This window comes from Micromonospora globispora, from assembly GCF_003857015.1.
Taxonomy (GTDB): domain Bacteria; phylum Actinomycetota; class Actinomycetes; order Mycobacteriales; family Micromonosporaceae; genus Micromonospora; species Micromonospora globispora.
Genome location: NZ_QGGF01000266.1, coordinates 1 through 3964, shown reverse-complemented (window position 1 = coordinate 3964; position 3964 = coordinate 1). Strand labels below are relative to the sequence as shown.

Sequence of the window (3964 nt, the reverse complement as noted above, 5' to 3'; positions counted from 1 at the left end):
CCCCCGGCGGTCGCCGCCCGCTCACCCTGCGCCGCCGCGAGTCCCGCGACGGCCTCGCGCTGGTCGCCCCGACCCTGCTCGTCGTGGTCGCGGTGATCGGCATCCCGATCGTCTGGACGGTGGTGCTGGCCTTCCAACGGGTACGCCTCGCCACCCTGCGCAAGACCGGACTCTTCGGCCAGTTCACGATGGCCAACTTCGACCGGGTGCTGCACACCCCCGGGTTCGCCGACACGCTCTGGACCACGCTGATCTACAGCATCGGCGGCACCGTCGGCTCGATCCTGATCGGCCTCGTCGCGGCGCTGGTGGTCCGCCGGCCGTTCCGCGGGCGCACCCTGGTCCGGGCGTCGATGCTGCTGCCGTACGTGGCGCCGGTGGTCGCGGTGGCCTTCGTCTGGCAGGTCATGCTCGATCCGCAGTTCGGCATCGTCAACGACTGGGGGCGGCGGTTCCTCGGCTGGGACGCGCCGATCCCGTTCCTCTCCCAGGACTCGACCGCCCTCTGGACGGTGATCGCGTTCGAGGCGTGGCGCTACTTCCCGTTCGCGTTCCTGTTCCTGCTGGCCCGGCTCCAGGCCGTACCGGGTGAGCTGGAGGAGGCGGCCCGGGTCGACGGGGCCACCCCGACCCAGCGCTTCCGGCACATCCTGCTGCCGCAGCTGATGCCGGTGATCGCGCTGCTGGCGGTGCTGCGGTTCATCATGACGTTCAACAAGTTCGACGACGTCTACCTGCTCACCGGCGGCTCCGCCGGCACCGAGGTGGTCAGCGTCCGGGTCTACCAGTTCCTCACCGCGCGTACCGACATCGGCGCGGCCGCGGCGCAGGCGGTCGTCCTGGCCGTGGTGCTGATCGTGTTCGTGGCGATCTACCTGCGCTTCTTCGCCGCGAGACGGGAGGCGTGATGGACCGGGACCGGATCGAGACGGTGAGCCTGCGGTGGCTGCGCCGGCTGGTGATCGCCGCCTTCCTGATCATCACCGTGCTGCCGTTCTGGTACATGCTGGTGCTCTCCGTACGCCCCATCGAACGACTGCTGCTGGACCCGGGCTCGCTGATCGTCCCGTTCGGCGAGCTGACCGTCGCCACGTACGTCGAGGTGCTCAAGTCCGCCGAGAACGGCGGCCAGGGATTCCTCACCTTCATTCGCAACAGCGGCATCGTGGCCGTCGCCGCGACGCTGCTGACCCTGGTGGTCGCCATCCCCGGGGCGTACGCGGTGTCCCGGTTGCGGTTCTTCGGCCGGCGGCAGGTCAACGCGCTCTTCCTGGCCGTCTACCTCTTCCCGTCGATCGTCATCGCGATCCCGCTCTTCGTCGTCTTCACCCGGGCCGGGCTGCGCGGCTCGCTGTTCGGGCTGGTGCTGGTCTACATCTCGCAGACCCTGCCGGTCTCGGTCTACATGCTCCGGAACTACTTCGAGACCATCCCGCTCAGCCTGGAGGAGTCCGCCGCCATCGACGGCGCGGGCCGGCTCGGCATCATCCGCCGGGTCAGCCTCCCCCTCGCGGTGCCGTCGATCATGGCGGTCGCCCTGTACGACTTCATGATCGCCTGGAACGAGTACCTCTTCGCCCTGCTCTTCCTGGTCGACAAGCCGAACCGCTGGACGGTGTCGCTGGGGCTGTCGCTGCTCGCCGACGGCGTGGAGGTGCCGAAGACCGTGCTGATGGCCGGGTCGGTGATCCTCACCCTGCCCATCGTGATCCTCTTCTTCGCCAGCGAGCGGCTGCTCACCGAGGGACTCACCAGCGGCGCGGAGAAGGGCTGATCCCTCGACGGCCAGGCGCCGCGGTCCGCTCCGCGGCGCCTGGCCGATCCGTCGTTCCCGCCCGGGCGCCGCTGACCACCGGTTAGGGTCGGCCCAGGCCAGGACGAACGGGGTCGGGATGACGGTGGTGGGCGAGACACTCAAGATCCCCCGGGCCGGGCAGCTGCTGCATGTCGAGGTGACCGGCAGCCGGGGCGTGCCGCTGGTGCTGCTGCACGGCTTCCCCGACAACCTGCACCTCTACGACGAGCTGATGCCGCACCTCGGCGATCGAAGGGTCGTCCGGTTCGACTTCCTGGGCTGGGGCCGGTCCGACAAGCCCGACGGCTACCCGTACACGGCGGACAACATGACCGGGGACCTCGCGGCGGTGATCGATCACCTCGGGCTGGACCGCGTCGTGCTGGTGGCCCACGACGCGTCCGGTCCACCGGCGATCGACTGGGCGCTGCTGTATCCGCACCGGGTTTCCGCGCTGGTGCTGCTCAACACGTACTACCACCAGACGGCGGTGCTGCGCCGACCACCCGCCATCGCGCTGTACTCGACTCCGCTGCTGCGCGTCGCGGCCCGGAAGCTGGCGGGCCGTGGATCGGACCTCGCCCTGCGCCTCTACGCGTGGCAGGTGGGCAGGTTCATCCGCGACGACCGACGCCGGGCTCCCCTGGTGAGCCGCCTGTGCGGGGACTTCACCGCGGCCCAGCCGGCCTTTTGGCGGCTCAACGACGACCTCCTCGGCACCGTCTGGACGCGCCGGCGTCGGCTGCCCGACCTGCGCCGGTTCGACCGGCCGGTACGGGTGATCTTCGGCGCGGAGGACCGCTCCCTCAACCCGAGGGTCGCGCGCCGCTTCGCCGAGCTCTTCCCGCGCGCCGACCTGCACCTGCTGCGGGGTGCGGGGCACTTCGTGCAGGTCGACCAGCCGGACCGGGTCGCCGAGCTGGTCCTGACCGCCGGTTGACCGGACGGCCCCACCGATGGTGGCCGGGTGGTCGCGGCCCGGGCCAGCGGCAGCCGCCTGAGCGCCGCTGCCGGGCACCCGGGCGTCCCGGCAGTAGACCTCGGCGGGGCCGGCCGGCGCGGATGCCGCCTCACCGAGATTCCTCCGGCAAGATCCGGTTACGGTGGCCCCATGGGTAAGCCGACCCGCTGGGTGACCGAGACCAAGCCCGGCCACTCGCAGTGGTACATCGACCGGTTCCGCCGACTCGCCGCCGAGGGGGCGGACCTGGCCGGCGAGGCGCGGCTGCTGGACGCCATGGTTCCGCCGGGCGCCCGGATCCTGGATGCCGGATGCGGCACCGGACGGGTGGCCGGCGCGCTCGCCGCCCGCGGTCACACCGTGGTCGGGGTGGACGCCGACCCGGCCCTCATCGAGGCCGCCGGCACCGACCACCCCGGCCCCCGCTGGTTGGTCGCCGACCTCGCCGAGCTGGACCTCGCCGCGCAGGGCGAGCCGGAGCCGTTCGACGCGGCGGTGGTCGCCGGCAATGTGATGGCGTTCGTCGCCCCGGGCACCGAGGGCGCGGTGCTGAGCCGGATCGCCGCCCACGTCCGGCCGGACGGTCTCGTAGTGGTCGGCTTCGGCACCGACCGGGGCTACCCGCTCACCGACTTCGACGGGGACGCGGTGGCGGCCGGGCTCCGGCTGGAGCACCGCTTCGCCACCTGGGACCTGCGGCCGTGGCGGGACGACGCCGACTTCGCGGTGAGCGTCCTGCGCCGCCCGCCGAATCAGGAGCCGACTGCTCCTCGTTGACCGGACCCGCCGGGTCGGCCTCGACGGCTCAGGCTGGCGCGGCCACGGCCCGGGCGGCGACCGGGTCCAGCGGACTGCCCGCCGGGACCAGGCTGACCAGGCCGGCGGGCAGCCGCACCGGACGGACGTCGGAATAGCCGAGCATGCCGAGCACCGCACGGTCGGCGAGGACGTACCGCCGGCCCAGGTCGGTGACCACGGAGATCGCCCCACCGGAGGCGCCCGGCGCGGCCACCGACTCGACCACCGCCCCGCGCCCGGGCTCGACCACCACCTGGTCGACGGGCACGCCGCCCCGACCGGCCGGCAGGACGGGCCGGGCGGCCGCGGTGAGAGCCGGCGGTGTGACGTCCACCCGCACCTCGCGTACCCCGGTGTCGTCGCCGCCCCGGGCGCAGAGCGCACCGCCGTCCACCGCCGCGAGCCGGGGC

Annotated in this window: 5 protein-coding genes; 4 read left to right on the top strand and 1 reads right to left on the bottom strand. The window is 72.7% G+C overall.

Going from position 1 to position 3964, the window contains the following annotated elements:
* The 4 genes from DKL51_RS12445 to DKL51_RS12430 all read left to right on the top strand — a co-directional run.
* The coding region (locus tag DKL51_RS12445; protein WP_260428469.1) for a carbohydrate ABC transporter permease at positions 1 to 908 on the top strand (908 nt) is incomplete at its 5' end.
* Positions 908 to 1774 (top strand): carbohydrate ABC transporter permease, encoded by an 867-nt coding sequence (locus tag DKL51_RS12440; RefSeq protein WP_109946262.1) that lies wholly within the window; start codon positions 908 to 910, stop codon positions 1772 to 1774. The genes DKL51_RS12445 and DKL51_RS12440, both read left to right, overlap by 1 nt.
* A gap of 127 nt (positions 1775 to 1901) precedes the next feature.
* On the top strand, positions 1902 to 2735 hold the full coding sequence (locus DKL51_RS12435; protein ID WP_207783947.1) for an alpha/beta fold hydrolase: 834 nt from the start codon (positions 1902 to 1904) through the stop codon (positions 2733 to 2735).
* A 171-nt stretch (positions 2736 to 2906) separates the two neighbouring features.
* Positions 2907 to 3533 (top strand): class I SAM-dependent methyltransferase, encoded by a 627-nt coding sequence (locus DKL51_RS12430; protein ID WP_109946260.1) that lies wholly within the window; start codon positions 2907 to 2909, stop codon positions 3531 to 3533.
* A 28-nt stretch (positions 3534 to 3561) separates the two neighbouring features.
* On the opposite strand, the gene DKL51_RS12425 is transcribed toward DKL51_RS12430, so the two are convergent.
* Positions 3562 to 3964, bottom strand: a 403-nt coding sequence (locus DKL51_RS12425; RefSeq protein ID WP_185734783.1) for a type VII secretion protein EccB, incomplete at its 5' end; no start/stop codon positions are given.

Bases quoted from the DNA above. Each gene is read 5' to 3' on its own strand.
- DKL51_RS12440 (WP_109946262.1), top strand. From the start codon at position 908: ATGGACCGGGACCGGATCGAGACGGTGAGCCTGCGGTGGCTGCGCCGG.
- DKL51_RS12430 (WP_109946260.1), top strand. From the start codon at position 2,907: ATGGGTAAGCCGACCCGCTGGGTGACCGAGACCAAGCCCGGCCACTCG.